Below are 26,324 nucleotides of genomic sequence, written 5' to 3'. Positions count from 1 at the left end.
TGCGGATTCGCCTCGGAACGTTCCCCGTTTCAGCGTGTCAACCCCGGCTCACAAACCAGGCCTTCGCCCCTTTTTGCAGGGGATACAAAGCTTCGTGAGAAAAGGCTCGTGACACGAATTGGCCATATTGATATGGGACCCGCAAAGGTGAAGGAGCCGGCGGTTTCTCCTGCTGTCGTGGCAAGTCCCGACTGTTCTGCCAGACAATAGCGCCCGGATCATGGGTGTTGAGCATTACCGGCCGGCAGACACGTTGTACGTGTTTGTTAATCATATTGATTTAGGCATTGTTCAGAATGCCGAAGAGAGTGGCTGGTAGGTAGAATGACAAAGAAATCCGTATCCGATTCCGTATCGCGCCGTGCGCTTCTGCGCTCTGCCGTTTCCGTTGGTGCCGCAGCGCTTGCCGCGCCTGCCTTTGCGCAGAACGCGCTTAACGATCTCATGGGCTCTTCGCGCCGCGGCAACTGGGATGACCAGTTCGACGCCAACTCGTCGCGTTCCGCCGTGGGTGTCGTCTCCAACAACCCGGTTCTGGGGCGGGAAGCACCTGTCTATATGCAGCAGGCGATCATGCAATATCAGCAGATCGTGCAGAACGGCGGCTGGCCGGACGTGCCCGTCACCCAGCAGCGTCTTCAGATCGGCGTCTCGGATCCCTCGGTGCAGGCGCTTCGCCAGCGCCTGATGGTCTCCGGCGACCTGCCGCGCGAAGCCGGCATTTCCAGCGCCTTCGATTCCTACGTCGACGGTGCCCTGAAGCGCTTCCAGGCACGCCACGGCCTTCCGGCCGATGGTGTCAGCGGTGAATATACGACCAAGGCCCTCAATGTTTCGGCCCAGATCCGTCTGGCGCAGCTGCAGACCAACCTTGTCCGCATCCAGTCCATGTCTGGCGATCTCGGCCAGCGCCACCTGATGGTGAACATTCCGGCCGCCGCCATCGAGGCGGTTGAGAATGAGCGCGTCGTCCTGCGCAACACGGCCGTCGTCGGCCGCGCCAGCCGCCCGACGCACGTCATCAACTCGAAGATTTATGAGGTCATCCTCAACCCCTACTGGACAGCGCCGCGCTCGATCGTCGAAAAGGACATCGTGCCGCTGATGCAGAAGGACCCGACCTATCTGGAGCGGAACAACATCCGCCTCATCGATGGCAAGGGACAGGAAGTGTCGCCGACATCCGTTGACTGGTTCGCGCCGAAGGCCCCGAACCTGATGTTCCGTCAGGACCCCGGCAAGATCAACGCCATGTCGTCCACGAAGATCAACTTCCACAATCCGAACAACGAATATATGCACGACACGCCGCAGCAGGGCCTGTTCAACAAGCTGATGCGTTTCGAATCCTCCGGCTGCGTGCGCGTGCAGAACGTGCGCGACCTCACGAGCTGGCTGCTGCGCGACACGCCCGGCTGGTCGCGTCAGGAAATGGAGCGCGTCATCGCGACCCGCGTCAACACGCCGATCAAGCTGGCGCAGGAAGTGCCCGTTTATTTCGTCTACATCACCGCATGGTCGGCGAAGGACGGCGTGGTGCAGTTCCGCGATGATATCTATGAGAAGGATGGCAACGCCGAACTGGCGCTCAACACCACGAGCGGCATGGAGCAGCCGGCCGGCGCTGTCGACGACGACCTGTTGCCGCGCAACTGATCCGGCTTTGCTTTCATTGAAGGCCGCGCTTCGCAGGGTGCGGCGTAGCCCTCATACGCCGTCACCCCGGACCTGATCCGGGGTCCAGTGCGATCAAGTCCTTGATCGCGAGAGAGTCCTTTCACGGCGCAGACGCGCCGTGGCTGGATGCCGGATCTAGTCCGGCATGACGGGAGGAAAGCTTGTCGCCTTTCCTCACAACTCTGATCCTCCCCGCCGCGTGCGGCTTTTTCTCCTCTCACCGCTGCTTTCATAAAAACAACTGTCGTTTTTTGTCGCAACGTCGCAGTTTGACGGGCAAATCTCGCAGCCCGTATTGCTCTTGTCCGGGCAGGGCGCTAAGACGCCATCGCATTACTGTTTCAGGAGCCTTCACCATGTCGAACACAGATGCTTTCTTCTCCCGTCCGCTTGCCGAAGTCGATCCGGATATTTTCGGCGCGATCGAGAAGGAACTGGGTCGCCAGCGCCACGAGATCGAACTGATCGCCTCGGAAAACATCGTTTCCCGCGCCGTGCTCGAAGCGCAGGGTTCGATCATGACCAACAAATATGCGGAAGGTTATCCGGGCAAGCGTTATTACGGCGGCTGCCAGTTCGTCGATATTGCTGAAGAACTCGCCATCGAGCGCGCCAAGAAGCTGTTCGGCGTCAACTTTGCCAACGTCCAGCCCAATTCCGGTTCGCAGATGAACCAGGCCGTGTTCCTCGCGCTCCTGCAGCCGGGCGACACCTTCATGGGTCTCGATCTAAACTCGGGAGGCCATCTGACGCACGGTTCGCCGGTCAACATGTCCGGCAAGTGGTTCAACGTCGTGTCCTACGGCGTGCGCGAAGGCGACAACCTGCTCGACATGGATGAAGTGGAGCGCAAGGCCAAGGAAACCCGGCCGAAGCTGATCCTCGCCGGCGGCACAGCCTATTCCCGTATCTGGGACTGGAAGCGCTTCCGCGAGATCGCCGATGAAGTCGGCGCCTATCTGATGGTCGACATGGCCCACATCGCCGGTCTCGTTGCCGGTGGCCAGCATCCGTCGCCATTCCCGCATTGCCATGTTGCCACGACAACGACGCACAAGTCGCTGCGCGGCCCGCGTGGCGGCATGATCCTCACCAATGACGAGGATCTGGCCAAGAAGTTCAACTCCGCCGTTTTCCCCGGCCTCCAGGGCGGCCCGCTGATGCACGTCATCGCCGCCAAGGCGGTTGCCTTCGGTGAAGCGTTGCAGCCGGAATTCCAGGACTATGCCGCGCAGGTCGTCAAGAACGCCAAGGCGCTTGCCGAAACGCTGGTCGAAGGCGGTCTGGATGTCGTCTCCGGCGGCACCGACAACCACCTGATGCTGGTCGACCTTCGCAAGAAGAACGCCACCGGCAAGCGGGCGGAAGCAGCCCTCGGCCGCGCCTACATCACCTGCAACAAGAATGGCATTCCTTTCGATCCGGAAAAGCCCTTCGTCACCTCGGGTGTGCGTCTCGGCACGCCGGCCGGCACGACACGTGGTTTCAAGGAAGCGGAATTCCGCGAAATCGGCAAGCTGATCGTCGAGGTTCTCGATGGTCTGAAGGTTGCAAATTCGGATGAGGGCAATGCCGCCGTCGAGGCTGCGGTGCGTGAAAAGGTCGTCGGCCTGACCGACCGTTTCCCGATGTACCCCTACATGTAAGAGAGGATGACGATGCGCTGCCCATTTTGCGGTTCCGAAGACACACAGGTCAAGGACTCGCGTCCGGCGGAGGACAATACCTCCATCCGCCGGCGGCGCATCTGCCCCGATTGCGGCGGCCGCTTCACGACCTATGAGCGCGTGCAACTGCGCGAGCTGATGGTCATCAAGAAAAGCGGCCGAAAGCTGCCCTTCGACCGGGAAAAGCTGGTGCGGTCCTTCGAGATCGCACTGCGCAAGCGCCCGGTCGATCGCGACCGCATCGAGCGCGCCGTCTCCGGCATCGTTCGCCGTCTGGAAAGCTCCGGCGAGACCGAAATCCCCTCGGAAGAAATCGGCCTGCAGGTTCTCGAAGCGCTGAAAAGCCTCGATGACGTGGCCTTCGTGCGCTACGCCTCGGTCTATCGCGATTTCAGCCACGCCGAGGATTTCGAGAACGTGATTGCCGAAATCAACGCCAAGATCGCCCGTGATACGGACGCCGGAGTGTAGACGTGACGACCCGCGCCGATGACGAAAGATTCATGGCCCGGGCAATCGAGGTTTCGCTTCGCCATCAGGGCCAGACGCTCAGCAACCCATCGGTTGGCTGTGTTCTCGTAAAAGACGGAAAAATCATCGCCGAGGCGGTAACAGCGATTGGCGGCCGCCCCCATGCCGAGCGGCAGGCGCTGGAGATGGCCGGCGAAGCCGCACGCGGCGCTACCGCCTACGTAACCCTCGAACCCTGTTCGCACTGGGGCATGACGCCACCCTGCGCCAATGCGCTGGTGGAATTCGGCGTTGCCCGCGTCGTGGTTGCCGTCGACGATCCGGATGAGCGTGTTTCGGGGCGCGGTTACACGATCCTGCGCGATGCGGGCATTGCGGTGGAAACCGGCCTGCTGCGCCGTGAAGGTGAGCGAGCGCTTGCCGGTTACCTCACACGTCAGGTTAGAAAACGCCCGCATGTGATTCTGAAGCTTGCTATTTCCGCTGATGGCATGATCGGCAGGAGAGGCGAGGGGCAGGTGGCGATCACCGGGCCGCAGGCCCGCCACGCCGTGCATGAGCTCCGGGCGCGTTGTGATTGCATCCTTGTCGGTATCGGTACGGCGATTGCCGATGATCCGGAATTGACGGTCCGCGTTGAAGGTCTAGAGGATCGCTCGCCGGTCCGCATCGTGCTTGATCGACATTTTGAGTTGCCGTTGACATCGAAGCTGGTGAAGACGGCGCGCGAGGTGCCGGTAATCGTTGCGGTCGCGGCGTTACCCCCCTCTGCCCTGCCGGGCATCTCCCCCTCAAGGGGGGAGATCGATGGAGCGCCGCTCGGTCATGCATCGATGGCCAGAGAGGGTGAACCAACACCGAAACTTGAACGATCGGACAGCCCCTTGCCGATCTCCCCCCTTGAGGGGGAGATGCCCGGCAGGGCAGAGGGGGGTAACCGCGAGTCAAAGCGTCAACTCCTGACCGACGCCGGCGTCCAGATCCTCGAAGCCCCAACCCTCGAAAACCTCCTCCACATTCTCGCCGAAAGCGGCATGTCGGAACTTCTGGTCGAAGGCGGCGCTTTTGCCGCAAAATCATTCCTTGAAGCAGGATTGGTGGACCGTATCATGCTGTTCGAAAGCCCGGTCGTAATCGGCCAAGGCGGCATTGAAACGCCGCTCTGCCGTGCCGATATTCCGGGCGACTATGCACTGGTCAGCGAAACCACCTACGGGCCGGATCGCTGCTTCGATTATGAAAGGCCGCTTTGATGTTTACCGGAATTGTCACCGACGTTGGAACCGTGTCCGAGCTGGAAGCCCTGGCAGAAGGCATCCGTCTGCGGATGGCGACCAATTACGACCCAAAGACCATCGATATGGGCGCATCGATCTCCCATGGCGGCATCTGCCTGACGGTGACCAGACTGCCGGAAGACGGCAGCAATGAGCGCTGGTTCGAGGTCGAGGCCTGGGAAGAGGCATTGCGCCTGACGACGATCGCCAGCTGGCAGACGGGCACGCATGTCAATCTGGAACGCGCGCTCAAGATCGGCGACGAGCTTGGTGGTCACATCGTCTCCGGCCATGTCGACGGACGGGCGGAAATCCTCGCGGTAGAGCCGGAAGGCGAAGCGGTCCGTATCCGCCTGCGTGCACCGGACCATCTGGCCAAATTCGTCGCGCCCAAGGGCTCCGTCGCGCTGGACGGCACATCGCTGACCGTCAACGCCGTCGAGGGCACGGATTTCGACGTTCTTTTGATCCGCCATACGCTTTCCGTCACCACATGGGGCGAACGCCAACCGGGCGATTTCGTCAATTTCGAAGTCGACACCATGGCGCGTTATGCCGCCAGACTTGCGGAATTTCCCTCGGCGTAAGTCGAGGAGGCAGGTTCGGCGTTTTATTGTGTTCGCCTGACGCTTCCACCTCCCGTCATTCCGGCTCAAGGCCGGAATGACGGGAGGGACGTTACACGTACCCGAAATCGCGACACATCAATCGTTGTCCGGCACTCAGCTTCCGATTGAGGCGCAAACGCTATAAAGACATGTCTAGTACCGATAGCGGGGCCAACCGGGTGAGGGGATTTCGACATGCCGTCTTTTGAGCTGCTGACAGCCTTTTTCATAACCACCGCCCTGTTTGCCTATATTCCCGGCCCGGCCATGCTTTATGCGGCGGCGCAGACCATGGCGCGCGGCCGGTTTGCCGGGCTTATGGCGGTGCTCGGCATCCATGTCGGCTGCTATTTCCATATCGTCGCCTCTGCGGCGGGGCTTTCGGTGCTGTTTCAGGCCGTACCGTGGCTTTATCTCGCCGTTAAGCTGTGCGGTGCGCTTTATCTCATCTGGCTCGGCTTCTCGATGTTGCGCAGCAAGCTTGAAGGTGAGGCCGTCAATCTGGCCATCGAGCCGAAATCGGCGAGGCGCGCCTTCATCGACAGCATCATCGTCGATGTACTCAATCCGAAAACCGCGCTGTTCTTTCTGGCGTTTCTGCCCCAATTCGTGGACCCTGCGGCGGCCTTTCCGGTCTGGCTGCAATTGCTGATCCTCGGCATCGCCGTCAATTTCATTTTTTCCTCGGCCGATCTGGTCGGCGTGCTTCTGGCCGGCGCAATGGTCGGTCGACTGAAGCTTTCCAGCGCCGTGCAGGTGCTTGCGCGCCGCGCTGCCGGAACCGTGCTGATGGGGCTCGGCGTCCACCTGGCCTTCCAGAAAACCTGATTCTTGTCGGGTGGCGCCGAAAGGCTTGAAACCCGGCGAAATGCCCCGCAAACGGGTCCTCCTGCGCCGGTGATACATGAAATTACTTGCCAAGAACGGCCAGCCGTGGTTTGACCGCCGCAAAAGCCGGTATGATCCGGCGCGAACCTTTTCAGGAAAATTCCATGTCCAAACCCCATCTTCTTATCGTGGAAGCACGTTTTTATGACGATATGGCCGATGCTCTTCTCGAAGGCGCAAAATTTGCGCTTGATGAAGCTGGCGCCACCTATGACGTCATCACCGTTCCCGGCGCTCTCGAAATCCCCGCTGCCATTGCCATGGCGCTGGATGGCGCGGATAATGACGGCACGGAATATGACGGTTTCGTCGCACTCGGCATGGTCATTCGTGGCGAGACCTACCATTTCGACATCGTCTCCAACGAATCGTCCCGCGCCCTGATGGATCTTGCCGTCAGCGAATCGCTGGCCATCGGCAACGGCATCCTGACCGTTGAGAATGACGAGCAGGCATGGGCGCGTGTTCGCCGTTCCGACAAGGACAAGGGCGGTTTTGCGGCCCGCGCGGCTCTGACGATGATCGAGCTCAAGAAAAAACTGGGTGGCTGAACGCATGTCGAATGTTGAAAATGGCGGCGAACCGCGCCAGCCTTCGGTAAAGCCGGCAAACCAGCGCGGCGCGGCCCGCCTTGCGGCTGTGCAGGCCCTTTACCAGATGGATGTCGGCGGAACGGGCGTGATGGAAGTCGTGGCCGAATACGAGGCGCATCGCCTCGGGCAGGAAGTCGATGGCGATACCTATCTGAAGGCCGATCCTTCCTGGTTCCGCTCGATCGTCTCCGGCGTCGTCCGCGACCAGACGAAGATCGATCCGCTGGTGCGCTCCGCACTTCTGGAAGACTGGCCACTGTCGCGTCTCGATGCTACCGTGCGCGCCATCCTGCGCGCCGGCGCTTTCGAGATTCTCGAGCGCAAGGACGTGCCGGTCGCCGTCATCGTGACGGAATATGTCGAAATCGCCCGTGCTTTCTTCGAGCACGATGAGCCGAAGCTGGTGAATGCGGTGCTCGATCGCATTGCCAAGCAGGTGCGCGGCGAGGCAAAACGCTAGGATACGTTAGGTGAGGAAGACATGAGCGCCGTTTCCGTCCCCGGACTTGAAGTTCAACTGGACGAGGCGAAGCGCAACGTCTTCCTCCTGACCGCCGCTCAGGCGATCATGGGATCGGCAGCGCCTTTGAGCTTCTCGGTTGGCGCGCTTGCCGGTTATCAGTTGCTCGGGGCTGACAAGTCGCTCGCCACCGCACCGCTGACCGGCTTCAACATCGGCGTTGCGCTTGGCGCCATCTGCGTCGCGGCAGCCTCTCGATTTCTCGGCCGCAAGACGGGCTTCATGGTAGGCGCGCTGATGTGCTCGATTGGCGGCGGTATCGCTGCGGTGGCGCTCTTCCGTTCGGATTTCTGGCTATTCGCCATCGGCCTGCTGCTGATTGGCATTTCCGGCGGCTTCACGCAGAAAATCCGCTTCGCCGCCGCGGACGCATCCCCCTCCTTCTACAAGCCGAAAGCCATTTCCTGGATATTGGCGGGTGGCATTGTCTCGGCCATCGTCGGGCCGCAGCTTGCCATCTTCGGCAAGGACGTCTTCGCACCGGTCACCTTCGCCGGTGCTTTCATCGCGCTCGTGCCGCTCGGCATCGTTTCGATTGTGATTCTATCATTCCTGAAATTGCCGGATCCGAAGACTGCCTCTACCCATGCGCAGGCGGCGCGGCCCCTGTCGGAAATCGTGCGGACACACCGTTTCGTCACTGGCATGGTCTGCGGTATCGGTTCCTATGCGTTGATGACCTTCATGATGACGGGCGCACCGCTCGCCATGGTGGTCGGCTGCGGCTTCCCCACCGAACTCGCGACCCTCGGTATTCAGTGGCACGTCCTGGCGATGTTCGGGCCGAGCTTTTTCACCGGCATGCTGATCTCGCGATTCGGAGCCGAAAAAATCGTCGCCTCCGGTCTCGTCGTGCTGATGGCCTGCGCCATCGTCGCGCATATGGGCATCGAACTGTGGAATTTCTGGGCGGCGCTCATCCTTCTCGGACTTGGCTGGAATTTCGGTTTCATTGGCGCGACCGCCATCATCACCTCGAGTTATCGTCCGCATGAGGCGGACAAGGTACAGGGCTTCCACGATATCGTGCTGTTCGGCACGGTGGCGCTTTCGTCCTTCTCGTCCGGCAAGGTGTTCACGGCCTGGGGCTGGTCGGTGATGAACCTCGTCATCTGGCCGGTTGCGGGGCTTTGCCTCCTGCTCGTGCTGTCGCTGCTGCTCACCCCGCGCAGGAACGCCGCCTGAGATTGCGGTCGCGCTCTACCCCTTTCATGTTTCGGGCAAAATTGTGGGCTTGACGCCGCGCCTTTCGCCAACGCAATCTTGCCGCGCAGGTCATTCTTCCTTGGGAGGGGAACAAATGGCCACGACAGGACCTGGAGCGCTTGCGATCGCCCCCGTCCTTGCACAAGGTTTCGCCACGCCGGGGAGGGAGTGAGACCCGGCTTTTTGGGAGGTAAGTGCGCATGACCGTAATACCCATAGTAATTTTATGCGGTATCCTGTCCGTGGTTTACGCGGTATGGACAACCAGAAGCGTTCTCGAGGCCGATCAGGGCAACGAGCGTATGCGTGAAATAGCAGGTTTTATCCGTGAAGGTGCGCAGGCTTATCTCACCCGTCAATATCTCACCATCGCCATCGTCGGATTGATCGTCGCCGTTCTCGCCTGGTATCTGCTGTCGTCCATGGCGGCCATCGGTTTCCTCATCGGCGCGGTGCTTTCGGGCGCTGCCGGTTTTGTCGGCATGCACGTCTCCGTCCGGGCCAATCTGCGCACCGCGCAGGCGGCGTCCCACAGCCTTTCCGCCGGTCTCGACATCGCCTTCAAGTCGGGCGCCATCACCGGCATGCTGGTGGCAGGTCTCGCGCTGCTCGGCGTCTCCATCTATTATTACATCCTGACCTCGGTGATGGGCCATGCGCCCGGATCGCGTGAGGTAATCGACGCGCTGGTGTCGCTCGGTTTCGGCGCGTCGCTGATCTCCATTTTCGCCCGTCTCGGCGGCGGCATCTTTACTAAAGGCGCAGATGTCGGCGGCGATCTCGTCGGCAAGGTCGAGGCCGGCATTCCGGAGGACGACCCACGCAACCCCGCAACGATCGCCGATAATGTCGGCGACAATGTTGGCGATTGCGCCGGCATGGCCGCTGACCTCTTCGAGACCTATGCCGTCTCGGTTGTCGCGACCATGGTTCTTGCGGCAATCTTCTTTGCTGGAACGCCCATTCTGGAAAGCGCCATGGCCTATCCGCTGGCCATTTGCGGCGCCTGCATCCTGACCTCGATTGCGGGAACCTTCTTCGTCAAGCTCGGCACCAACAATTCCATCATGGGTGCGCTCTACAAGGGGCTCATCGCCACGGGCATCTTCTCGATCGCCGGCCTCGCAGTTGCCACCTATGCCACGGTTGGCTGGGGAACGGTGGGCACGGTGGCCGGCATGGAAATTACCGGCACCAACCTCTTCCTGTGCGGGATCGTCGGCCTCGTCGTGACGGCGCTGATTGTCGTCATCACCGAATATTATACCGGCACCAACAAACGCCCGGTCAACTCCATCGCCCAGGCATCGGTCACCGGTCACGGCACCAACGTCATCCAGGGCCTTGCGGTCTCGCTGGAATCGACGGCGCTGCCGGCACTCGTCATCGTTGGCGGCATCATCGGCACCTACCAGCTGGGTGGTCTTTTCGGCACCGGCATCGCGGTTACCGCCATGCTCGGGCTGGCGGGCATGATCGTCGCGCTCGACGCTTTCGGCCCGGTGACGGACAATGCCGGCGGCATTGCCGAAATGGCCGGTCTCGACCCTGATGTGCGCAAGGCGACGGATGCGCTGGATGCCGTCGGCAACACCACCAAGGCCGTGACCAAGGGTTATGCCATCGGCTCGGCCGGTCTCGGTGCGCTGGTGCTGTTTGCGGCCTATTCCAACGACCTGTCCTATTTCGCCGCGAATGGCGATACCTATCCCTACTTCAAGGACATTGGCGAGATTTCCTTCAGCCTCGCCAACCCTTACGTCGTTGCCGGTCTGCTGTTTGGCGGCCTCATTCCGTATCTCTTTGGCGGCATCGCGATGACGGCGGTGGGCAAGGCCGCAAGCTCGATCGTCGAGGAAGTCCGCCGCCAGTTCCGGGAAAAACCCGGCATCATGGCCGGAACGGAAAAGCCGGACTATGGCAGGGCGGTCGATCTTTTGACCAAGGCTGCCATCAAGGAAATGGTCATTCCGTCGCTCCTGCCGGTTCTGGCGCCGCTCGTCGTTTATTTCGGCGTGCTGCTCATCTCTGGCTCCAAGGCGTCTGCCTTCGCGGCGCTGGGTGCATCTCTGCTCGGCGTCATCATCAACGGCCTGTTCGTGGCGATTTCCATGACCTCCGGCGGCGGCGCCTGGGACAATGCGAAGAAGAGCTTCGAGGATGGCTTCATCGACAAGGACGGCGTGCGCCACCTCAAGGGCTCGGACGCCCACAAGGCGTCGGTGACGGGTGACACGGTTGGCGATCCCTACAAGGATACAGCCGGTCCGGCCGTCAACCCGGCCATCAAGATCACCAATATCGTGGCGCTGCTGCTGCTTGCGGTTCTTGCCCACTGAAAACTGAGGTTCCGACAAATGAAAAAGGCCCGGGGAGCGATCCCCGGGCCTTTGAATTTCCGTTCCTTCTTCCGATCAGGGGGTGTTGTTGCCCTGGCCGAGAATGCTCTTGGCGATATTGGCGCCCGAGGTGCCGCCGGAGAGCAGCTGCTGCAGGAAGGTCAGATCCTTGCCGCCTGTCGGGGTGGTGCGCGAAATCGTGTCGAAGACCTTGCCGTCCTGCAACGCGTAATTGGCCTTGCGCTCGATCACGCCGTCCTTGTTGAAATAGATCGCGAGAATATTCTGCTCGACCAGCGTCGGCTTCATGAAGGCCGCGCGGCGCACACGCTTCTGCGAGATGTAGTAGAAAACTTCGTTGCCGAAGGTCGCCGTGGTCGAGGGCGTGCCCATGGTCAGGAGAACCTGCTCGCGGCTGGAGCCTTCCGGGATCAGCTGGAGCGCTTGGTCGTCCATGACGTAGCCATTGTGGAACACATCGGTCGTGCTGGTGCAGGCGGAAAGCAGGCCGGACGCGAGGACGATTGCGATGGCCGTTTTGCTCAGAATTTTGCCCTGACTTTCGGATTTCTGCTTGCTCAACTGCGTTTTCCCGACTGCGATCATGAATGGCACCTTCCGGCATTGCGTGGTGCACAGTGTCTGTGCACATGATTGTGTCAATCCGGGGACGGAAAATCCCGATCACCCCCCAAATTCAATGCTTTCCCGGCCTTCTGGAACTCCTCCGGTTCTCTTTGACTGTTTCAGCGCAAAGACGAACGTGACCGCGACAGCATTGCAATTCGTGGATGCTTCGGTAAACCAGCTTTGACAATCATGCAACAAGTGCGATGGGCGGTAAGCGAATTCACCGGTCACGTTCGGAAAAAAACGATGATATTCGGGCTGTTCAGGAAGAAAAACAACAACCGCGCCATAGTCGACCGGCAATATGCGACCTTGACGGCTGCCGCCCGAACGCCTGCGTTTTACATGGATCTTGGCGTTCCCGACACGGTGATGGGCCGTTTCGAGATGCTGTCGATCATCATGATTCTCTATTTCCGCCGCACCAAATCATCCGGCGTCAGCGGGCAGGAGATCGCCCAGGAGATCGTCGACGCCTTTTTTCAGGATATCGATCATTCCATCCGTGAACTGGGCATCGGCGACCAGGGCGTGCCGAAAAGGATGAAGAAATTTGCCGGCATGTTTTACGGGCGGCTGGAATCCTACGCGGCGGCGCTGGATGCATCCGACCCCGTTGCCCTTGCCGCAGCGCTCCGGCGCAATATATATCCGCAGACAGACGACAAGGCGCCGCAGCTGGATGGGCTGGCAGGCTGGATGATGGAAACATCTTCAGCCCTTTCCGCCTGCTCCGAAGAAACGATAGCAACCGGAAGCCTGACGCTGCCCTTGCCTGGACAATGAGGTTTACGATGAACGCGCGACATGCCGCAAATGACGACCTGCCTTTTTCCTATCCCGTAAAGGTAGGTCATATTTCCGCCAATCCCGTCAGGATTGGTCTCGAAGCCAATGCCGAGGAGCTGAAGGCGCTGGCGAAATTCTGGGATGTTGTATCCGTCGAGTATCTGAAGGCGGAGTTGCAGGTTTCCCGCTGGAAAAAGGATGGCGTGAAGATCAGGGGCGAGGTGCATGCAACCGTGACCCAGGCCTGCGTGGTGACGCTGGAGCCGGTCACGAGCAAGATCGACGAGGTCGTGGAGCATATTTTCGTTCCGGAAGGATCAAAGCTGGCGCGAATGGTGACCAATGAGCAGGGCGAGATCGTGCTTGACCCGGATGGCCCTGACATTCCCGACCAGTTTACCGGCGACAGCATTGATGTTGGCGCCACGGTTGCGGAATTCGCGGCTCTTGCGATCGATCCCTATCCGCGCAAATCGGATATCGAATTTACCGATACGACCGAAAATGAGCCTGAAGAAGAAAAGCGTCCGTCGCCTTTCGCCGTGTTGAAAGACTGGAAAAAAGACTGAATGCGCCGCCGGGCTGAAATAATTTTATTGTAACACAGGCCGGAACGGGTATTTTCGCGCAAAATCCGCTTGAGTGGCGGCAAGAAGGATAAGGGACGAGTGATCAGAATAGCGATTGACGTCATGGGTGGCGATTTCGGCCCTGATGTTGCCATACCCGGTGCTGCCAAGGCGCTTGAACGGCATAACGATGTAACTTTTCTGCTCTACGGGCAGAAGAGCAAATGCGACCCCATTCTGGCACAATATCCCGCCCTTCGGGAAAAGTCGGTCTTTCACGATTGTGAAGTCTCGGTCAGCATGGATGAAAAGCCGAGTCAGGCGCTTCGCCGGGGTCGTTACGTCTCCAGCATGTGGCGCGCCATCGAGGCCGTGAAGCTCGGTGAAGCGGATGTCGTCGTCTCCGCCGGCAATACCGGCGCGCTGATGGCCATGGCCAAATTCTGTTTGCGCACCATGGCTCGGGTGGAACGTCCGGCGATCGCCGGCATATGGCCGACGCTGAAAGGCGAAAGCATCGTGCTCGATGTCGGCGCGACGATCGGCGCCGATTCCCAGCAACTGCTCGATTTCGCCCTGATGGGTGGCGCCATGGCGCGCGCGCTGTTTGATATCGACCGTCCGACCGTCGGCCTGCTCAATGTCGGCGTCGAAGAGGTCAAGGGTCAGGAAGAGGTGCGTGAGGCCGGGCGTCTCATTCGCGAGGCCGATCTCGGCACCATCGATTATCGCGGTTTCGTCGAAGGCGACGATATCGGTAAGGGTACGGTGGATGTCGTGGTGACGGAAGGGTTCACCGGCAACATTGCGCTCAAAGCTGCCGAAGGCACGGCGCGGCAGATCACCACGCTTCTGCGTGAAGCGATCTCCCGCAGCTTCTTTGCCAAGATCGGTTATGTCCTGGCAAAAAGCGCATTCGACGGGCTCAGGGAAAAAATGGACCCGCGCAAGGTCAATGGTGGCGTGTTTCTCGGTCTGAACGGCATTGTCATCAAAAGCCATGGCGGCACGGATGCCATCGGTTTTGCTTCCGCCGTCGATGTCGGCTACGACATGGTCCACAACGGACTTACGGCGAAAATTGAAAACGATCTGAAGATTTACCACGCAAGACGGCTTCCGCCCCCGGCGCCCGAAGCACTCGTGGCTGACGAGGAATAACGGAATGATCCGCTCTATCATACGTGGCTTTGGCGCGGCGCTTCCGAAGCGTGTCATGACCAACAGGGAAATCGAAGGGGTCGTCGAGACCTCCGACGAATGGATCGTGCAGCGCACGGGCATCCGGCAGCGCTACATTGCCGGCGAAGGCGAGACGACCGCTTCGCTCGGCGAGGCGGCGGCGCGCGCGGCCCTCGACAATGCCGGCCTGACGCCTGACGACATCGATCTCATCATTCTGGCCACATCGACACCGGACAACACCTTTCCGGCAACGGCGGTGAACATCCAGAACCGTCTCGGCATGACCCACGGTTTCGCCTTCGACATGCAGGCCGTCTGCTCCGGCTTCGTTTATGCCGTGTCGACCGCCGATCTTTATATTCGCGGCGGCATGGCCAAGCGCGTTCTGGTGATCGGCTCCGAAACATTCTCGCGTATTCTCGACTGGAAGGACCGCACCACCTGCGTCCTGTTTGGCGATGGCGCAGGCGCAATCATTCTGGAAGCCGGTGAAGGCGAGGGGACGTCCGATGATCGCGGCATCCTCACCTCGCAGCTGCGCTCCGACGGTTCTCACAAGGAAAAGCTCTATGTCGATGGCGGACCTTCCACCACCGGCACCGTCGGCCATCTGCGGATGGAAGGTCGGGAAGTGTTCAAGCACGCTGTCGGCATGATCACCGATGTCATCGAGCAGGCCTTCGAGGCAACGGGTACGACGGCGGATGACCTCGACTGGCTGGTTCCGCACCAGGCCAACAAGCGTATCATTGACGGATCGGCGAAGAAGCTCGGCATCGATCCGGAAAAGGTCGTCATCACCGTCGATCAGCACGGCAATACCTCGGCCGCCTCCATTCCGCTGGCGCTGGCCGTTGCGGCGGCAGACGGACGCATCAAGAAGGGCGATCTCGTCATGCTGGAGGCCATGGGCGGCGGCTTCACCTGGGGCGCGGTGCTGCTGCGCTGGTAAGGATTGATTTCCGCGTTTGCCGGGGCGTCGGCGCAAAATCGGTTGTGGTTTTCGCCCTCACGCCCCGGTCAGATACGCTGGAGCGGCCCGCGCCTGTGTCAAAACCGTATCAGTCGCTCTAAGCCCTTGCACTGATTGCCGAAAGCCTCAAATGAATCTGGAACAATCGCTTGACCGGTCGCCACAAGGGAAATAATCTCGGCGGCTCCTAGAGAAAAATTCAGACACGGTTTGTGGGGAAAAATGGCCGGGAAGACAGTGACACGCGCAGATCTTGCAGAATCTGTGTTTCGTAAAGTCGGGCTGTCCCGCACCGAGTCCGCCGAACTGGTCGAAACGATCATCGACGAGATTTGCAACGCGATCACCCGCGGTGAGGTCGTCAAGCTGTCGTCCTTCGCGACATTCCAGATCAGGGAAAAGAACGAGCGCATCGGCCGCAACCCGAAGACGGGTGAGGAAGTTCCGATTTTGCCGCGCCGCGTCATGACCTTCAAGGCCTCGAACGTGCTGAAACAGCGAATCCTCAAGGCGCATACGGCCCGCAAGGCAAAACAGAAGGGCCAGAAAGCCGGCTCCTGAGCCGGCGGTCGCGCAGCCTTTTTTGCCCCCTGGCGGGCTTTTTCCCCATTCTTCCTGTGAACATACTTGAATTTCAACGTGCAAGCCGTTGAAATCCGGTCGACTCGCATCATAATCAATTTTATTAAATGGCATCTTGCCGCTTCGGGCATCGGTGCGAGGATCGGGTTCGATTTTCGCGAACTGTGATGCACGGATCAGCGAGCGAGAGGCGTTCTTGTTCAGTGCCCGGCTCTAAGCAAGGCGCTCCGGGTCCGGATGGGAGTGGAAATTTGGACAAAAGCCCCGACGCGTTTCGGACGATCAGTGAAGTGGCGGATGAGCTGAACCTGCCGCAGCACGTGCTGCGTTTCTGGGAAACGCGCTTTCCGCAGATCAAGCCGATGAAACGGGGCGGGGGCCGCCGTTATTACCGCCCCGATGATATCGATCTCCTGAAGGGCATTCGTCATCTTCTTTACGACCACGGCTACACCATCAAGGGTGTGCAGAAGCTTCTGAAGGCCAATGGAAACCGTTTCGTGGCAGCAATCGCGTCTGGCGATCTTGCAACCATGGAAGCCATCATGGCGGCGAGCGGCGAAAAGGAAGTTGCCGAACCGCGGGTGATGGATACGGATGAGGACGAGGTCGTCGGCCGCCCGAAGGCGAAGCCAAGCGGCCGCTTCTTCGGCTTCGGCGGCGGCAATAATGATGCCGAAATATCTGTCGGCAAGTCGGGTATCGGCAAGGACGACCGTGCGCTGCTGCAGGAAGCGCTGTTCGACCTCCTTGAATGCAAGCGGCTGCTCGATCAGGTTCGCTGACGGTTTATCCACAGCTGTTTTATAACGCCAACCTTTCGGAAACTCCTTTGGCCGATAATGCGGCTCCGTTATAAAGGAGTCCGATCGTGAGCAATCGAAAACCGACAGGGCGACGCCGCACGGCGAAGAAATCCGGCGGCGGGAGCGTTTGGCCCTGGGTGCTGATGCTGGGCGTCGTTGCCGGTGGCATTCAGGCTTATGAACATCGCGACAGCCTTCTGCCGCAGCGGCAAGTCGCAAGGTCGACCTCCGCGACGTCAACGTCATCCAAGGTGGCTGCTGCTGCGAAACGCGAGACCGTCGCGCCGGAGAGAGCGTCGGCCATTCGGCCCACATCGCCGGTTTTGCCGGGCAACGGCCCCGTGCCGCCCCGCTCGATCGCCATGCCGCCTGCGACACAGCAGAGCCAGGTTGCCGCTATCCTGCCGGAAACACGCCCCTCGGTCGAAAAAATCTCACTCGGAGAAAAAAGCGGCGCCTTTGCCTTTTGCGGCCGCTCGGGGCTGAACAATTGCGTGGCTGACGGCAACACCTTCTGGATGAAGGGCGTGAAAATGCAGCTCGCCGGCATCGAGGTTCCGCAGATCGACAGGGCGCGATGCATGGAAGAGCGCCAGCGCGGTTTCATTGCCAAGGTCAGGCTTCGTGACCTGCTTAATGCGGGCGCCTTCGATGTCGCCTCTTCCGGAGCGGCAGGCGGGCAGGCGATGGAACGCAAACGCCTTTCACGGTCGGGCGTGTCCTTCGCCGATCAGCTCGTGCGGGAAGGTTTGGCGCATCCGGCCTCGGCAAAAAATCAGTCCTGGTGTGGCTAAGGCCCCGTTGACCGAAACGGCCCGTCCTGTGTAGATGAGGCACTGTCGGTGCTTGGGACTGGACGCTGTTTGTCCAATGCCTGAACAATAACGAAACAGTTTTGCAGCGCCGGGCCGGATCGGTACGCGGCGCGGCAAATGCGGACGTGGCGAAATCGGTAGACGCAGCAGACTTAAAATCTGCCGACCATTGGTCTTGCGGGTTCAAGTCCCGCCGTCCGCACCACCTCCACTCCTGATTCCAGGATTTCTCTTTCTTTTTTCTGCGATCTGCGGGCCTTCCGAAAGTGTTTTTGCATCGGATGCGCTGATTTCTTGGCATAGATCGCATTAAATCAGGCGGATGAGCCTAAAAAATGAGCTTGGTCAAGCAGGCGGCATTTTTCCGTAGAAATCACCCAAAAGAGCCTATTGACCTTGCCACGATGGGAAGCCCTATCTTTTTTGATATAAGTAAAAAAGGGGTCATAGGCATGTCACAAATCCAGGTCCGGGCGAGCCATACGATAGCCATCGATGGGATGACATGCGCCTCTTGCGTTGGTCGTGTGGAGAAGGCGATCGCCAAGGTGCCGGGGGTTCTGAAGGCCTCGGTCAATCTGGCGACGGAACGCGCCGATATTTCTTTTTCCGGGCCGCCGGATGTGCTCGCCGTTATCGATGCAGTCCGGCATGCGGGATATAGCGTCGATGAGAAGACCATTGAACTCGACATTGAGGGCATGACCTGCGCCTCCTGCGTCGGGCGCGTCGAAAAGGCATTGAAGGCCGTTTCGGGTGTTGCCGATGCGAGCGTTAATCTCGCAACGGAGCGGGCCACCGTCCGTGTCGCCGGCAACGCCGCCTCTGCCGCCACCCTGGCGGAAGCGATCAAGCAGGCGGGCTACAAGGCAAGCGAGATCGCCGCCGATACGGCCAAGGGTGATGAGCCGGACAGACGCGAAACCGAATTGCGCGGTCTGAAAATCAGCCTTACCGTAGCCGCCATCCTGACGCTGCCGGTCTTCGTTCTGGAGATGGGCTCGCATATGATACCCGCCATCCATGACTTCGTGATGGAAACGGTGGGCATGCGCGAAAGCTGGTATCTGCAATTCGTGCTGACCACGCTGGTCCTGTTCGGGCCGGGCCTGCGCTTCTTCAAGAAAGGCATACCGGCTCTTCTGCGGCTGGCACCGGACATGAATTCGCTGGTGGTGCTGGGCACTGTCGCCGCCTGGGGATTTTCGGTAGTCGCGACTTTCGTGCCCGAAATCCTGCCGAGAGGCACGGCCAATGTCTATTATGAGGCAGCGGCGGTTATCGTCACGCTGATCCTGCTCGGCCGCTTTCTCGAGGCGCGCGCCAAAGGTCGCACCAGCGAGGCGATAAAGCGGCTCGTCGGCCTTCAGGCCAAATCTGCCCGCGTGCTGCGCAACGGTGAAACCATTGATGTGCCGCTGCAGGATGTTGTGACCGGCGATGTCATCGTGGTCCGCCCCGGCGAGAAGGTGCCTGTCGATGGTCTGGTGCTCGACGGTTCGTCCTATGTCGATGAATCGATGATCACCGGCGAGCCAATCCCGGTGACCAAGGTTGCGGGCTCCGAAGTCGTCGGCGGCACGGTCAACAGGAACGGCTCCTTCACCTTCCGCGCCACCAAGGTCGGCGCCGACACGCTGATTGCGCAGATCATCCGCATGGTTGAGGAAGCGCAGGCCGACAAGCTGCCGATCCAGGCGTTGGTGGACAAGGTGACCAACTGGTTCGTGCCGGCGGTGATGCTGGCCGCACTCGCCACCTTCATTATCTGGTTCGTTCTCGGGCCGGATCCCGCCTTGACCTTTGCGCTCGTCAACGCCGTCGCGGTGCTCATCATTGCCTGCCCCTGCGCCATGGGTCTTGCCACGCCGACCTCGATCATGGTCGGAACCGGCCGCGCCGCCGAAATGGGCGTGCTGTTCCGGCGCGGCGATGCGCTTCAGACCTTGCGTGATGCCGATGTCATCGCCGTCGACAAGACCGGCACGCTGACACTCGGCAAGCCGACGCTGGTGCATTTCACCACGACCGAAGGTTTCGACCCGGATGAGGTGCTGCGTCTTGTCGCCTCGCTTGAGAGCCGTTCCGAGCACCCGATTGCCGAGGCGATCGTCGAGGCTGCGAAACATGGCGGTCTGACGCTTGTCGATGCGGAAGGCTTTGACGCGACCCCCGGTTTCGGCGTTGCGGCGATAGTTGATGGCCGCAGGGTCGAGGCCGGCGCGGACCGCTTCATGGTGAAACTCGGCTACGATGTCGCGATGTTCGCGGATGACGCCGACCGGCTGGGCAGGGAAGGGCAGTCGCCGCTCTATGCCGCCGTCGATGGCAGGCTGGCCGCGATCATCGCGGTTGCCGATCCGGTGAAGCCGACGACGCCGGAAGCGATAGCGGCCCTGCATGCGCTCGGTCTCAAGGTCGTGATGATCACCGGCGACAATCGCCGCACGGCGGAAGCCATTGCCCGCCGTCTCGGTATCGACGAAGTGGTGGCGGAAGTGCTGCCTGACGGCAAGGTGGAGGCCGTCAAGAGGCTTGCCGCTGGCGGGCGGAAGGTTGCCTTTGTCGGTGATGGTATCAACGACGCGCCGGCCCTTGCGGCAGCCGATGTCGGGCTTGCGATCGGCACGGGTACGGATGTCGCCATTGAAAGCGCCGATGTGGTGTTGATGTCGGGCGATTTGCGCGGCGTTGCCAATGCCATCGCACTCTCCAAGGCGACGATCCGCAATATCGGCCAGAATCTGTTCTGGGCCTTTGCCTACAATGCCGCGCTCGTTCCCGTGGCGGCCGGAATACTGTATCCTGTCAACGGCGTTCTGCTGTCGCCTGTCCTTGCTGCCGGAGCCATGGCGCTTTCCAGCGTGTTTGTCTTGACGAACGCGCTGCGCCTCAAAAGCTTCCGCCCGCCGCTTGTCGACAGATCATCCGGCACGCAACTCGCAGCGGCCGAATAGGAGGCTGATGTCATGACGCCTCAAAACACAGTCTATCTGCCACGTATCGGACGTAGCATCCTGGCAGCTCAGGGCGAGACAGTCCTTCAGGCTGCCCTCGCAGCTGGAATATCCTATCCGCATGGCTGTCGCATGGGCCGGTGCGGCGCCTGCAAATCGCACCTCGTCGCAGGTGAGATCGACCTTCTCAAGCATACGCCCTTTTCATTGACCGAAGAGGAAAAGGCGGAAGGTCTGACACTCGCCTGCCGCGCCGTGCCGCTGAGCGACGTGACGATCGGCTGGCTCGATGGCGAGGATGAGTTCGCCGATATTCCGACCGGCCGTTTCGAAGGTGTGGTCGCGGAAGCGGTGGATGCGACACATGATATCAAGCTCATCCGCATCAGGCTCGACGATCGCGAACTGTTCACCTTCAAGGCCGGCCAATATGTGCGCCTGCTTTATCCGGACTGTTCGCCGCGTGACTATTCCATCGCAAGCCGCATCGATGAGGATCTGATCGAATTCCATATCCGGCATGTGCCCGGCGGCATCACGAGCGGCCATATTTTCGCGAACGCCAAGCCGGGTGATCCTGTCACGCTCGTCGGTCCCTTCGGGTCTTCATACCTGCGGGAAAAACATTGCGGACCGATCCTCGGCATTGCCGGCGGTTCGGGGTTGGCGCCGGTCAAGGCTGTGGTCGAGGCAGCGCTTGCCACCGGCCGGGCAACGGGTCGCGAACGCCCGATCCATGTCTATTTCGGCGCCCGTGCGCAGCGCGATCTCTATATGATCGACCGTTTTGAAGAACTTGCCGCAAAGCACCGTAATCTGAGCTTCGTTCCGGTTCTCTCGAATGAAGAGCATGCGCAGATGCGGTGCGGTTATGTCGGTTCTGCGGTAGCGGACGACTTCGACGATCTCGATGGCTGGAAGGCTTATCTCGCAGGTCCGCCGGCGATGATCGAGGCGACGGTGCCACAGCTTTTGGCACGCGGCATCCGCACCGCCGACATTCATGCAGACGTGTTTTTCACCCCGGAAAGATAGGAGCAGGATCGATGAATATTGGTACAGCCGCCACCGCATCCGGTGTTTCTGCAAAGATGATCCGCCATTACGAAACTATCGGCCTGATCAAATCGGCCAACCGTACGGAATCCGGTTATCGGGTCTATACGGCCAACGATCTGGAAACACTGCGCTTCATCCGGCGTGGCCGCGACCTCGGTTTTTCTATCGAAAAGATCCGGCAGCTCATGACCCTGTGGCGCGATCCGGGCGGCGCGTCCTGCGATGTCAAGCGCATCGTCATGGAGCATGTCGTCGACCTCGAAGCCAAGATGCATTCGCTCCGGGACATGGCCGACACGCTTCGAAATCTCGCAACCTACTGCCCCGATAATGGTGAACCGGATTGCCCGATCATCCAGGATCTGGCGCAATCGGAAGATCCCGATTTCACGCCGGTAGCGGTGGTGCCCAAGCGTTCCGGCATGCTGAAGGGCACGTCGGGTCCACTGACGGAGCATCGCCTAGCGAAATAAACCGCCGTTCCCTCGCAGGAGGGGGCGACAGCCGATTGCAGTGAAAACACCAATTGCGGTGAAGGAGACCAGGCCATGTGGATACAGATACTACAGCGCTTCCTTATTCTGTGCCTGATGCTGACGATCGTTTCCGTCATTGCGTTTCTTTTGCCCTATATGGCGGGCGGCGATCCAGCCCGCACCATTCTGTTTTCGCGCATGCGTGATACGGCGCTCGATCCGCATGCGGTCGAGGCGCTCAGGGTAAGCCTTGGGCTCGACCGGCCGCTTTATGTGCAATATTTCGCATGGCTGTCGAATGCGCTGCGCGGCGACCTCGGATTTTCCTTCACCAGCAGCCAGCCCGTGGCTGGCGAACTTCTGCGCTCTCTCGGCGTGTCGGTGACATTGGCGCTGACGGCGCTGGCGGTTGCCGTTGCCGTTGCCCTGCCGCTCGGCACGCTGGCGGCGATGCGCCCCGGCGGACGGCTGGACAATTTCGCAACGCTGATGATCCAGACCTTCGTTGCGACGCCGGAATATTGGTTCGCGCCGATGTCGGCGCTGGTCTTTGCGCTTTATCTCGGCTGGTTGCCGTCGGCGGGATGGGATAGCTGGCGCTCGCTGGTGCTGCCCGCCCTGACGCTGACCCTGCGCCCGCTTGCCTATTTCACGCAGGTGACGCGCGCGGCCATGGCAGAGGTTCTGCGTGCGCCTTACATCACGGCGGCCCGCAGCCGCGGTCTCGGCATGCATAGCACGGTTCTGCGCCACGGCGTCCGCAACGGCTCGCTTCCGGTTGTCACCTTCTTCGCATTGTGGCTCGCGGGCCTGCTTGGCGGGTCGGTGGTCGTGGAGGTGATATTCGCCATCCCCGGAATGGGCCGGCTTCTTTACGACGCCGTGGTCAATCGGGATATCCCGATGCTGCAGGGCGGTTTCATCTGCATCGTGGCCCTGTCCATCCTGATCAATACGCTGGCCGACGGCTTTTATGTCCTGATCAATCCAGCAATGCGAGGCCACCATGACCATTAGCCACTTTCCGAGCGCGCCGGTAGCCGCCTTGCCCATGACCGAGACGCCCAAGCGCCCATCGACACTCTCCCGGTTCACGGATTTCATCAGCCGTCGGCACTGGACCTTCTATGCGGGATCGGCAATTTTTCTCGTCATCATCCTGTTGCTCGTGATAGCACCATGGATATCGCCCTATAATCCCGCCCAGCAGAACCTGCGTCTGCGGCTGAATGCACCCAGCGCCGCTTACTGGCTGGGAACGGACCATCTCGGGCGTGACGTCCTGAGCCGTCTGCTGATCGGCGGCCGTTTCACGGTCACGATCGCCGCCATCACCGTCATTCTGTCGGTCGCGATCGGAACCTTCATCGGCATTATCAGCGGACGAAGCCGTGGTGTGCTTGACGAGATCCTGATGCGCGTGGTGGATCTGCTCATCGCCATACCGGATGTGGTGATCGCCATTTTCCTCGTCGCCATATTCGGCCCGGGATATGGAACGCTGATCGCATCGCTGACGATCGTCGGCTGGACGCCTTTTGCGCGGCTGGCACGCGGGCTGACGCTTTCGATCAACTCCCGCGAATATATCCGCGCCGCCGAAGTACTGGGCTGCACGCGCCGCTTCATCATCTTCCGGCATGTCATTCCCAACACGATCTGGCCCATCGCCGCCGTCGCTTTCCTGCGCTTCGGCCACAAGCTGATCACGGTGGGTGGCTTGTCGTTTCTCGGCCTTGGCGTGCAGCCGCCGGCTGCCGACTGGGCGCTGATGCTGGCCGATGCGCAGGCCTATGCGGAACGGATGCCCATTCTCGTGATCGCACCGGGTCTGGCGATTTTCCTGTCGGCCTTGAGCGTGACGTGGATCGGCCATGGCCTGAACATGGATACGAAGAAAGGCAACGGTCATTGACGCCTGCCAACAGGCTATGACCCGTTTGACGATCGTCAAACATAGCTGAGGCAAAGGAGCCGGAAGGAGAGTAATATCGTCTGAAGCCGCATGAAAATACGCAAATGCCTCCGATTCAATAATAATAAGGGGAACTCTTATGAATATCGAAGGACAGACGCATGCCAATACGGCCGTGTCCCCTGAATGCGCACCGCTTCTGGAGATCGAGGACCTGCACGTTTCTGTGCCGGCGCAAAATGGTCGCAAGTTTGTTATTTCGGGCCTGACGCTTTCCGTCAATGCCGGGGAAGTCGTCGCTCTCGTCGGCGAATCCGGGTCGGGCAAGAGCATGACGGCTCTGTCGCTGATGCGGCTTTTGCCGCAGGGCGCGGAAATCAATTCCGGCCGTATTTCCTTTGCCGGGCGTGATATTTTGGCCTTGTCATCCTCCGAGCTCGATGCGCTGCGCGGCGCCGATATCGGCATGCTGTTCCAGCAACCCCAAGCCATGCTGGACCCGACCAGCAGGGTCAGAACGCAGGTTGCCGAGCCGCTCTGGATCCACCGTAAGATGAGCCGGCATGCGGCGCTCAGCCGGGTTGTCGGCTTGTTGTCCGACGTCGGAATTCCCGACCCTTCGGCGCGGGCGCAATGTTTCGCCCATGAGCTTTCGGGCGGCATGGCGCAACGCGTCATGATCGCGGCGGCACTCTCCGGCAATCCGCAACTGCTGATCGCCGACGAACCGACGACGGCGCTCGATGTCACCGTGCAGGCACAGATATTGCGCCTGCTGGATGACGAGCGCCGCAAGCGACGGCTCGCGACGTTGCTCATCACCCACGACCTGTCTGTCGTTGCCGCTTTCGCAGACCGGATCGCGGTGATGTATGCGGGCCGCATCGTTGAGGAGGGGCCGACCCAGGCGATCCTCAAGGCGCCGCAACATCCCTACACCAAGGCGCTGATCAGCTGTTCGCTTCTGACCACGGACAGCGACGGTCAGCTGCTGACGATCCCGGGTTCCAGCTCCCAGGCCCACGACATGTCCTGCGGCTGCCGGTTCCATCCTCGCTGCGCGCTGGCCAAGTCGGCCGGCATGGGCAGCCGGTGCATGGCATCGGAACCGGATCTGAATACCTTGCCCGAAGGGCGCAAGGCGCGGTGCTGGGCGGTCGATGACGACCATGCCAGCCACCACGCGGTCTGCTGAGGGAGAGGGCGATGCAATTGACAGCGATAAAACAGACCATGCCAGCAGCGGACAGCAAGAACCGCCCCTATGTGGTGGCGAAGAACCTCTGCAAATATTACCCCATATCCGGCCTTGGTCACCGTGTGGTGAAATCGGTCGATGACGTTTCCCTGACCATCGGCGAGGGCGAAGTGCTGGGTCTCGTCGGCGAATCCGGATGCGGTAAAAGCACCGTCGCCGGTCTGATAACGCGGTTGACCCACGCGACCAAGGGCGAGGTCAGCATCGGCGAACACGATATTCTGCACATGCAGGGCGAGGCGCTCCGGCGCATGCGCCGCGTCGTGCAGCTGGTGTTCCAGGACCCTTATTCCGCTCTCGATCCGCGCATGCGCATCGGCCAGAGCATGGAAGCGCCGCTTGCCCAGCACGGCATTGGCACACGGGATGAACGTGTGGCGCGGGTTTTCAAGATGCTGGAGGAAGTCGGCCTCGATGCTTCCTTTTATGATCGTTATCCAAGCCAGTGTTCCGGCGGGCAATTGCAACGCGTCGTCATAGGGCGCGCGCTTCTTCTCAACCCCAGCTTCCTCGTGTGCGACGAACCCACATCGGCGCTCGATGCCTCAATGCGCACGCAGATCCTCAACCTGCTGATGGACATGAAGCGCCGTCACGGTTTGACGGTTCTGATGATTTCCCATGACCTGCGCGTGGTGCGTTATCTCTGCGATCGCATCGCGGTGATGTATCTCGGACGCATCGTTGAAATTGCCGACCGCGAGGAGCTCTTCCGGGCGCCGAAACATCCCTATACCAAGGCCCTGATCGCTTCATCGATGCTCGACGAGACCGGACTCTATGCGCCGGAAATGCTTCTGGACGGAGATTTGCCAAGCCCTCTCAATCCTCCTGCCGGCTGCAAATTTCACACCCGCTGCAAGCATGCGACGCAGATATGCGGCGAGAAGGAACCGGTTCTGGAAGCCGTCGATGGGGAGCATTTCGCACGCTGCCATCACTGGCGCGAGTGGGGCTGAGGACCAACGCAGTTACAGTCTTCTGGTTTGGTAAAAACAGATGAATTGTGCGTTTGGGAATTAATATCGGAATTATATTCCGAGTATAAAAACATAAAATGAATA

General features: G+C 60.3%; 25 protein-coding genes and 1 tRNA gene. 25 read left to right on the top strand and 1 reads right to left on the bottom strand.

Going from position 1 to position 26,324, the window contains the following annotated elements; all coding sequences use genetic code 11:
• Positions 1-324: 324 nt before the first annotated feature.
• The 10 genes from OK142_RS03030 to OK142_RS02985 all read left to right on the top strand — a co-directional run bounded on the left by OK142_RS03030 (position 325) and on the right by OK142_RS02985 (position 11,246).
• Positions 325-1,656 carry a L,D-transpeptidase family protein gene (locus OK142_RS03030; RefSeq protein ID WP_498680984.1) on the top strand — a complete coding sequence of 444 codons (1,332 nt, stop codon included), beginning with the start codon at positions 325-327 and terminating at the stop codon, positions 1,654-1,656.
• A 377-nt stretch (positions 1,657-2,033) separates the two neighbouring features.
• Complete coding sequence (gene glyA, locus OK142_RS03025) at positions 2,034-3,323, top strand: serine hydroxymethyltransferase (RefSeq protein WP_003496677.1); 1,290 nt, start codon at positions 2,034-2,036, stop codon at positions 3,321-3,323.
• Between the two features lie 12 nt (positions 3,324-3,335).
• Positions 3,336-3,815, top strand: coding sequence for a transcriptional regulator NrdR (gene nrdR / locus OK142_RS03020; protein WP_003496675.1), 480 nt, complete (start codon positions 3,336-3,338; stop codon positions 3,813-3,815).
• A gap of 2 nt (positions 3,816-3,817) precedes the next feature.
• Positions 3,818-5,068, top strand: coding sequence for a bifunctional diaminohydroxyphosphoribosylaminopyrimidine deaminase/5-amino-6-(5-phosphoribosylamino)uracil reductase RibD (gene ribD, locus OK142_RS03015; RefSeq protein WP_498680982.1), 1,251 nt, complete (start codon positions 3,818-3,820; stop codon positions 5,066-5,068).
• Positions 5,068-5,679: a riboflavin synthase gene (locus OK142_RS03010; protein WP_498680981.1), complete on the top strand. Its 612-nt coding sequence runs from the start codon at positions 5,068-5,070 to the stop codon at positions 5,677-5,679. The genes ribD and OK142_RS03010 overlap by 1 nt, the downstream gene beginning before the upstream one ends.
• Before the next feature lie 216 nt (positions 5,680-5,895).
• The gene (locus OK142_RS03005) at positions 5,896-6,528 is read left to right on the top strand and encodes a LysE family translocator (RefSeq protein ID WP_498680980.1); all 633 of its coding nucleotides are present in this window, start codon (positions 5,896-5,898) and stop codon (positions 6,526-6,528) included.
• A gap of 164 nt (positions 6,529-6,692) precedes the next feature.
• Positions 6,693-7,139 carry a 6,7-dimethyl-8-ribityllumazine synthase gene (gene ribH, locus OK142_RS03000; RefSeq protein WP_035242828.1) on the top strand — a complete coding sequence of 149 codons (447 nt, stop codon included), beginning with the start codon at positions 6,693-6,695 and terminating at the stop codon, positions 7,137-7,139.
• 4 nt (positions 7,140-7,143) lie between these two features.
• Positions 7,144-7,641, top strand: coding sequence for a transcription antitermination factor NusB (nusB, locus tag OK142_RS02995; RefSeq protein ID WP_035242827.1), 498 nt, complete (start codon positions 7,144-7,146; stop codon positions 7,639-7,641).
• A gap of 21 nt (positions 7,642-7,662) precedes the next feature.
• Positions 7,663-8,886, top strand: a complete 1,224-nt coding sequence (locus tag OK142_RS02990; protein ID WP_498680978.1) for an MFS transporter — start codon at positions 7,663-7,665, stop codon at positions 8,884-8,886.
• A 221-nt stretch (positions 8,887-9,107) separates the two neighbouring features.
• Complete coding sequence (locus OK142_RS02985; protein WP_035242648.1) at positions 9,108-11,246, top strand: sodium-translocating pyrophosphatase; 2,139 nt, start codon at positions 9,108-9,110, stop codon at positions 11,244-11,246.
• A 75-nt stretch (positions 11,247-11,321) separates the two neighbouring features.
• Here OK142_RS02985 and OK142_RS02980 read toward each other — a convergent pair whose 3' ends face one another.
• On the bottom strand, positions 11,322-11,852 hold the full coding sequence (locus OK142_RS02980) for an outer membrane protein assembly factor BamE (RefSeq protein ID WP_003496665.1): 531 nt from the start codon (positions 11,850-11,852) through the stop codon (positions 11,322-11,324).
• 270 nt (positions 11,853-12,122) lie between these two features.
• Here OK142_RS02980 and OK142_RS02975 point away from each other — a divergent pair, with 270 nt between their 5' ends.
• The 15 genes from OK142_RS02975 (at position 12,123) to OK142_RS02905 (ending at position 26,219) form a co-directional block, all read left to right on the top strand.
• A complete protein-coding gene (locus OK142_RS02975) occupies positions 12,123-12,662 on the top strand; it encodes a ubiquinol-cytochrome C chaperone family protein (RefSeq protein ID WP_498680977.1) in 540 nt (179 codons plus the stop codon).
• An 8-nt stretch (positions 12,663-12,670) separates the two neighbouring features.
• A complete protein-coding gene (locus OK142_RS02970; protein ID WP_498680975.1) occupies positions 12,671-13,234 on the top strand; it encodes a YceD family protein in 564 nt (187 codons plus the stop codon).
• Between the two features lie 99 nt (positions 13,235-13,333).
• Positions 13,334-14,395, top strand: coding sequence for a phosphate acyltransferase PlsX (plsX, locus tag OK142_RS02965; RefSeq protein WP_498680972.1), 1,062 nt, complete (start codon positions 13,334-13,336; stop codon positions 14,393-14,395).
• Positions 14,396-14,399: 4 nt separating this feature from the next.
• Entirely contained in the window at positions 14,400-15,371 is a 972-nt protein-coding gene (locus OK142_RS02960) for a beta-ketoacyl-ACP synthase III (protein ID WP_082184109.1), read from the top strand.
• 243 nt (positions 15,372-15,614) lie between these two features.
• Positions 15,615-15,953: an integration host factor subunit alpha gene (locus OK142_RS02955; RefSeq protein WP_498680969.1), complete on the top strand. Its 339-nt coding sequence runs from the start codon at positions 15,615-15,617 to the stop codon at positions 15,951-15,953.
• A 272-nt stretch (positions 15,954-16,225) separates the two neighbouring features.
• On the top strand, positions 16,226-16,759 hold the full coding sequence (locus OK142_RS02950; RefSeq protein WP_498680967.1) for a MerR family transcriptional regulator: 534 nt from the start codon (positions 16,226-16,228) through the stop codon (positions 16,757-16,759).
• An 86-nt stretch (positions 16,760-16,845) separates the two neighbouring features.
• Positions 16,846-17,574 (top strand): nuclease, encoded by a 729-nt coding sequence (locus OK142_RS02945; protein ID WP_082184110.1) that lies wholly within the window; start codon positions 16,846-16,848, stop codon positions 17,572-17,574.
• Positions 17,575-17,714: 140 nt separating this feature from the next.
• Positions 17,715-17,800: transfer RNA gene (locus tag OK142_RS02940), tRNA-Leu, on the top strand.
• A 247-nt stretch (positions 17,801-18,047) separates the two neighbouring features.
• Entirely contained in the window at positions 18,048-20,552 is a 2,505-nt protein-coding gene (locus OK142_RS02935) for a heavy metal translocating P-type ATPase (RefSeq protein WP_498680965.1), read from the top strand.
• Between the two features lie 12 nt (positions 20,553-20,564).
• On the top strand, positions 20,565-21,587 hold the full coding sequence (locus tag OK142_RS02930) for a 2Fe-2S iron-sulfur cluster-binding protein (RefSeq protein WP_137037436.1): 1,023 nt from the start codon (positions 20,565-20,567) through the stop codon (positions 21,585-21,587).
• 11 nt (positions 21,588-21,598) lie between these two features.
• Positions 21,599-22,084: a Cu(I)-responsive transcriptional regulator gene (gene cueR / locus OK142_RS02925; protein ID WP_137037437.1), complete on the top strand. Its 486-nt coding sequence runs from the start codon at positions 21,599-21,601 to the stop codon at positions 22,082-22,084.
• A gap of 75 nt (positions 22,085-22,159) precedes the next feature.
• Positions 22,160-23,104 carry an ABC transporter permease gene (locus OK142_RS02920; protein ID WP_498680960.1) on the top strand — a complete coding sequence of 315 codons (945 nt, stop codon included), beginning with the start codon at positions 22,160-22,162 and terminating at the stop codon, positions 23,102-23,104.
• Positions 23,094-24,002 carry an ABC transporter permease gene (locus tag OK142_RS02915; RefSeq protein WP_035242636.1) on the top strand — a complete coding sequence of 303 codons (909 nt, stop codon included), beginning with the start codon at positions 23,094-23,096 and terminating at the stop codon, positions 24,000-24,002. Before OK142_RS02920 ends, OK142_RS02915 begins: the two co-directional genes overlap by 11 nt.
• Positions 24,003-24,141: 139 nt before the next feature.
• Entirely contained in the window at positions 24,142-25,197 is a 1,056-nt protein-coding gene (locus OK142_RS02910; RefSeq protein WP_137037439.1) for an ABC transporter ATP-binding protein, read from the top strand.
• An 11-nt stretch (positions 25,198-25,208) separates the two neighbouring features.
• Positions 25,209-26,219, top strand: a complete 1,011-nt coding sequence (locus OK142_RS02905; RefSeq protein WP_003496640.1) for an ABC transporter ATP-binding protein — start codon at positions 25,209-25,211, stop codon at positions 26,217-26,219.
• Positions 26,220-26,324: the final 105 nt, after the last annotated feature.

It is taken from the genome of Agrobacterium sp. BT-220-3, from assembly GCF_025910175.1.
Lineage (GTDB): Bacteria > Pseudomonadota > Alphaproteobacteria > Rhizobiales > Rhizobiaceae > Agrobacterium > Agrobacterium oryzihabitans.
The sequence above is the reverse complement of the archived record's forward strand: the minus strand, read 5'-3'. Positions and strand labels throughout refer to the sequence as shown.

What these genes read in the sequence shown, in the direction of transcription:
- OK142_RS02905 (WP_003496640.1), top strand. Translation starts at nt 25,209, where the DNA reads ATGCAATTGACAGCGATAAAACAGACCATGCCAGCAGCGGACAGCAAG.
- OK142_RS02910 (WP_137037439.1), top strand. Translation starts at nt 24,142, where the DNA reads ATGAATATCGAAGGACAGACGCATGCCAATACGGCCGTGTCCCCTGAA.
- cueR (WP_137037437.1), top strand. Translation starts at nt 21,599, where the DNA reads ATGAATATTGGTACAGCCGCCACCGCATCCGGTGTTTCTGCAAAGATG.
- OK142_RS02915 (WP_035242636.1), top strand. Translation starts at nt 23,094, where the DNA reads ATGACCATTAGCCACTTTCCGAGCGCGCCGGTAGCCGCCTTGCCCATG.
- nusB (WP_035242827.1), top strand. Translation starts at nt 7,144, where the DNA reads ATGTCGAATGTTGAAAATGGCGGCGAACCGCGCCAGCCTTCGGTAAAG.
- OK142_RS02960 (WP_082184109.1), top strand. Translation starts at nt 14,400, where the DNA reads ATGATCCGCTCTATCATACGTGGCTTTGGCGCGGCGCTTCCGAAGCGT.
- OK142_RS02920 (WP_498680960.1), top strand. Translation starts at nt 22,160, where the DNA reads ATGTGGATACAGATACTACAGCGCTTCCTTATTCTGTGCCTGATGCTG.
- ribH (WP_035242828.1), top strand. Translation starts at nt 6,693, where the DNA reads ATGTCCAAACCCCATCTTCTTATCGTGGAAGCACGTTTTTATGACGAT.
- OK142_RS03005 (WP_498680980.1), top strand. Translation starts at nt 5,896, where the DNA reads ATGCCGTCTTTTGAGCTGCTGACAGCCTTTTTCATAACCACCGCCCTG.
- OK142_RS02985 (WP_035242648.1), top strand. Translation starts at nt 9,108, where the DNA reads ATGACCGTAATACCCATAGTAATTTTATGCGGTATCCTGTCCGTGGTT.
- OK142_RS02955 (WP_498680969.1), top strand. Translation starts at nt 15,615, where the DNA reads ATGGCCGGGAAGACAGTGACACGCGCAGATCTTGCAGAATCTGTGTTT.
- OK142_RS02990 (WP_498680978.1), top strand. Translation starts at nt 7,663, where the DNA reads ATGAGCGCCGTTTCCGTCCCCGGACTTGAAGTTCAACTGGACGAGGCG.
- nrdR (WP_003496675.1), top strand. Translation starts at nt 3,336, where the DNA reads ATGCGCTGCCCATTTTGCGGTTCCGAAGACACACAGGTCAAGGACTCG.
- OK142_RS03030 (WP_498680984.1), top strand. Translation starts at nt 325, where the DNA reads ATGACAAAGAAATCCGTATCCGATTCCGTATCGCGCCGTGCGCTTCTG.
- OK142_RS02970 (WP_498680975.1), top strand. Translation starts at nt 12,671, where the DNA reads ATGAACGCGCGACATGCCGCAAATGACGACCTGCCTTTTTCCTATCCC.
- glyA (WP_003496677.1), top strand. Translation starts at nt 2,034, where the DNA reads ATGTCGAACACAGATGCTTTCTTCTCCCGTCCGCTTGCCGAAGTCGAT.
- OK142_RS02980 (WP_003496665.1), bottom strand. Translation starts at nt 11,852, where the DNA reads ATGATCGCAGTCGGGAAAACGCAGTTGAGCAAGCAGAAATCCGAAAGT.
- OK142_RS02935 (WP_498680965.1), top strand. Translation starts at nt 18,048, where the DNA reads ATGTCACAAATCCAGGTCCGGGCGAGCCATACGATAGCCATCGATGGG.
- OK142_RS02930 (WP_137037436.1), top strand. Translation starts at nt 20,565, where the DNA reads ATGACGCCTCAAAACACAGTCTATCTGCCACGTATCGGACGTAGCATC.
- OK142_RS02975 (WP_498680977.1), top strand. Translation starts at nt 12,123, where the DNA reads ATGATATTCGGGCTGTTCAGGAAGAAAAACAACAACCGCGCCATAGTC.
- OK142_RS03010 (WP_498680981.1), top strand. Translation starts at nt 5,068, where the DNA reads ATGTTTACCGGAATTGTCACCGACGTTGGAACCGTGTCCGAGCTGGAA.